Raw genomic sequence first — 3873 nt, forward strand, 5'->3', positions numbered from 1 at the left:
TGGAGCTGGCGAGAGGAATCGAACCCCCGACCGGCTGATTACAAGTCAGCTGCTCTACCTACTGAGCTACGCCAGCTTTTTGACCACGGCTGTTTGTGGAGGCAGAATTCTAGTGAAACATTTACTGGGAAGCAACACCTAAACAGAAATTTTGTCTCTTTTCCAAGGCAGACTCTTTAGTTAATAAGTCAGCCCATACGGTTTCGTCTATTTTTTCAGCAAAACCTGCATCAATTACAACCCATGTCTCCTGAATCATTTTTGGCAGCATCTTTATATCCACCTCATAACCCTGCTTTTTGATCTCGACAGATCGCGCTTCCGCTTCGGCATAATCCGCAAAACGCCCAAAAGAAATACCATTGGTCAGCTCACCCTTGGTAATGACATAGCTTTCGATATTTTTCTTTTGCAACTCATACAAACGGCGCAGCGCTTCTTTTTCAGACACTTCCGGCCTCAAATAAACCCAGTAGGATTCACCCTCTTTTATTTCAACTGGCGCGATGTGCGCAACAGCCCCCAAAGCAACCAAGCGCTCCACTGCATATTCGGCCTGTAGCAACTGACCATAGGGGCCAATCATGGTGCAAAACTCAGCATCCGGTTTTTCGTTGCTGGCAGCGCGCGGCTCCGCTTTCACTTCTGACCTTACCCTTGCCTGCAACTTTGAAACATCCTCTTGCTCAGCCAATAGCTGCAATCCACCTCCAGCTGCAGCCTCAACCTTCACTTTCGCATCAGTTACTACCTCATCTTTACCGACAAAGAAGTATTGATAACCAAAAAATGCGAGATTAGCTGCCAATAACAAAATAAAAATTGCCCGCATTCTTTACTCCAACCGTTGGGGATAATCCAAAACACAGGCAAGGCCGTCCAATACCAAATCCGGAACCACCAAAGCCTGAGGATAAAAAGACAACAACCTAGCCGCGTCACCGCCTGTAAATATCATTTGGAACCCAGTATTTTGATCGAGCCTGTGCAATTGCTTCATCCCGTTATCAATTAGACCTGTCAGCATAGCCCCACAGGCAGAGTAGACTGCGCCAGATGTTGCTACTGCAGGCGACAAACCCAGCTCAGGAATCACACCATCCAATTTTATCTGGCGGGTTCTGGAAGTGAGCGAATCTAGCATAAGATTCAATCCCGGTGCTATGAACCCACCCAGATGCTTGCCATCCTGCGCTACCAAATCCAAAGTAATAGCAGTGCCGCACGAAACCACAATACACGCACCAGCTGAGACCCGATAAGCCGCCACTATCCCCAACCAACGATCTACACCCAACATTTGCGGCTCACTATAACCATTGCGCACTGGTCCGCAAATTGCGCCGCTACGCACAAAGACAGGCTGTAATTTCAAATATTCGATAGACCAATCGGCAAGTTTTTGCTCCAGCAAGTCACCCACTACACTTACGACTGTCACTGAGCTTAGCGCCGTGCGGTATGACTCTATCCTATCGAGCAGCAGATCAAGCGGCGCCTCAATACCCATGGCACCTTGAGCTAGCACCAATCGCTGATTCAGGATGCGCCATTTCAGGCGCGTATTACCCATATCAATTTCAAGAATCATGTGTGCGCCTCAAAGATATTTCGCCACCATGGAAAGCCTCCCTACCGTTCGCCGTATCCAACACCAGGGCACCAACCTCATTAACACCAACACAGATCCCGGAACAGACATTATTACCGTTGCGCAACTCCACCATTTGGCCGGCATGTGCATTAAATGATTGCCACTCGACGCAATAATCGGCAAAACCTGCCTGCTCATAACCATTGAGCGCGAGTAGCAGCTCATCAATTAAAGTCGCCACCAATTGATTGCGCGATACACAGGGGAGCCCTTGCCGCTCAACAATGGTGCGCAGATCTATCCAAGGTTGCGTTATCTCTTGAGCTGAATCATCGCCCATAGCGATATTGATCCCCACACCTATAACCACCTGGCAGTAACCGGCAGGATCACCGGTCATTTCAATTAACACGCCGGCAAGCTTATGATCCTGATAGAGCACATCGTTGGGCCATTTCAACTCCAAACCAGCAATACCATAACGCTGCAGTGTGCGCACTATCACCAAACCCACAGCCAAACTTAAGCCTTCAAGTGCAGCAACCCCGCCCTCAAACCCCCAACCAATAGAACAATAAATATTTTGCGCAAACGGACTCACCCATACGCGCCCCCGCCGTCCTCGCCCCGCACTTTGCGATTCCGCCAAACACACTTGCAAAGCAGGATTGGTGTGACGCATAAGATAGGCATTGGTTGAATCTATCTGGGGGAATAGATTCAACTGAATCGGCAAGGATGAATGTATCTGCGCCTCTATCTTTTCAAGATCAAGTAAATCCAGGCCGCCATCAATACAATAGCCGCGACCTTTAATGGAAAGCAGCCTGATCCCCAAACCTTCCAGCTTTTGCAAATGCTTCCAGACAGCAGCGCGACTAACGCCCAACAAGAGCCCAAGCTCTTCTCCTGAATGAAATTCTCCATCAGCAAGCAACGCCAATATCTGCCGCAGGGAACCCGCTTCCAAAATATTCACTTCAGACATCACAAGCGCCTGCTAGATACTTGCGCTGATAGCGCGTACCAAGACTGGTTAAGATTTCATAGCCCAAGGAAGTATTTTTTTTACTCAGATATTCCAACGAAAGCGCAGGATTAATCACATCTATCTGTTGCCCCAGCAGTTGATCGCCAGATAAGCCGAGCGCCGAAATATCAAACATTGTGGAGTCCATCGACATACGGCCAACGGCTCTCACCAGCTGCCCACTTAAATAGCCTTCAGGCTGCAAACCCAGAGTGCGATGCAGGCCGTCTGCATAACCTCCAGCAACAACTGCTACACGAGCACCTTCTGGCAAGGTAACACTGCTGCCGTAACCTATCGCTGCCTCAGCCTCAAGTGTCCGTACTTGGACAATCGGCAGCGACAGGCGCACAACAGGAAGCATAGGATTTGGGGTATTTGGTATGGGATTAATGCCATAAAGCGCTGCACCTGGGCGCAGCAAATCAAAATGCCATTTATCCCCCAAAAAAATACCTGATGAATTTGCAAGACTAAAACGAAGATTGGGTAAAAGGGGGCGCATCAACTGGACACAATCTGAAAAGAGATTTTGTTGATGTAGATTAAGCGGATGGTCGCGCTCATCAGCACAGGCAAGGTGACTCATTAGCAACACAGGGTTAATTGCACGCAGCAAGTTTTTATCGCTGCACAAAGACTCAAACTCGCGCACATCCAGCCCGAAGCGAGTCATGCCCGTATTTATTTTTATTGCAGACGAAGCATTAGAACCCAAAGCAAAATTTGCTTTGCCCCAACCATCTACAGCAGAAAGCGAACAAAGAACAGGCGTTAAATTTGATTCAATCAAGAGGCGCTCATCACCAGTAGAAATACCGCCCAGCACGTAAATAATAGAATCAGAAGGCAAAAAAGCCCTGGCCACAAGCGCTTCATTTGTTGAGGCAAAAAAGAACTCCCGGCAGCCTACCGCATAAAGAGCATTACCGACTTTATCCGCCCCCAAACCATAAGCATTCGCTTTGATAACGCCGGCAACACTTGCACCCGCACCAACGGTTTGCAATTTGAGCCAGTTGGATTGAATAGCAGCGAGATCAATTGTCAGCACGGCATTAAAACCTTGTAGATTAAGTAGCTAAAAGTGAACGCATCTAAGCAGAGCGCCACCACAAAATCCACCGTTTTTACTGCCAAAATTTACTCAGGAAAAGCGAACATAAAATACATGCCATGTTTAGCAAAAGTTGAGCATAAAAAAACGCCCTGCAGTTACCTGGAGGGCGTTTTTAGTATTAGAAGCTTG

General features: G+C 48.0%; 4 protein-coding genes and 1 tRNA gene. All 5 read right to left on the minus strand.

Translation table 11 applies throughout. The features are described from left to right. Window positions 1-76, minus strand: a tRNA-Thr gene (locus ACWA6V_RS18550). Between the two features lie 45 nt (window positions 77-121). Beyond that, window positions 122-832 (minus strand): SPOR domain-containing protein, encoded by a 711-nt coding sequence (locus tag ACWA6V_RS18555; RefSeq protein WP_449523885.1) that lies wholly within the window; start codon window positions 830-832, stop codon window positions 122-124. A gap of 3 nt (window positions 833-835) precedes the next feature. Continuing rightward, complete coding sequence (locus tag ACWA6V_RS18560) at window positions 836-1591, minus strand: type III pantothenate kinase (RefSeq protein WP_449523886.1); 756 nt, start codon at window positions 1589-1591, stop codon at window positions 836-838. After that, complete coding sequence (gene birA, locus ACWA6V_RS18565) at window positions 1581-2582, minus strand: bifunctional biotin--[acetyl-CoA-carboxylase] ligase/biotin operon repressor BirA (protein WP_449523887.1); 1002 nt, start codon at window positions 2580-2582, stop codon at window positions 1581-1583. Before birA ends, ACWA6V_RS18560 begins: the two co-directional genes overlap by 11 nt. After that, window positions 2575-3678, minus strand: a complete 1104-nt coding sequence (gene alr, locus ACWA6V_RS18570) for an alanine racemase (protein WP_449523888.1) — start codon at window positions 3676-3678, stop codon at window positions 2575-2577. Before alr ends, birA begins: the two co-directional genes overlap by 8 nt. Window positions 3679-3873 lie beyond the last annotated feature (195 nt).

The sequence above is a fragment of the Cellvibrio sp. genome, assembly GCF_053579595.1.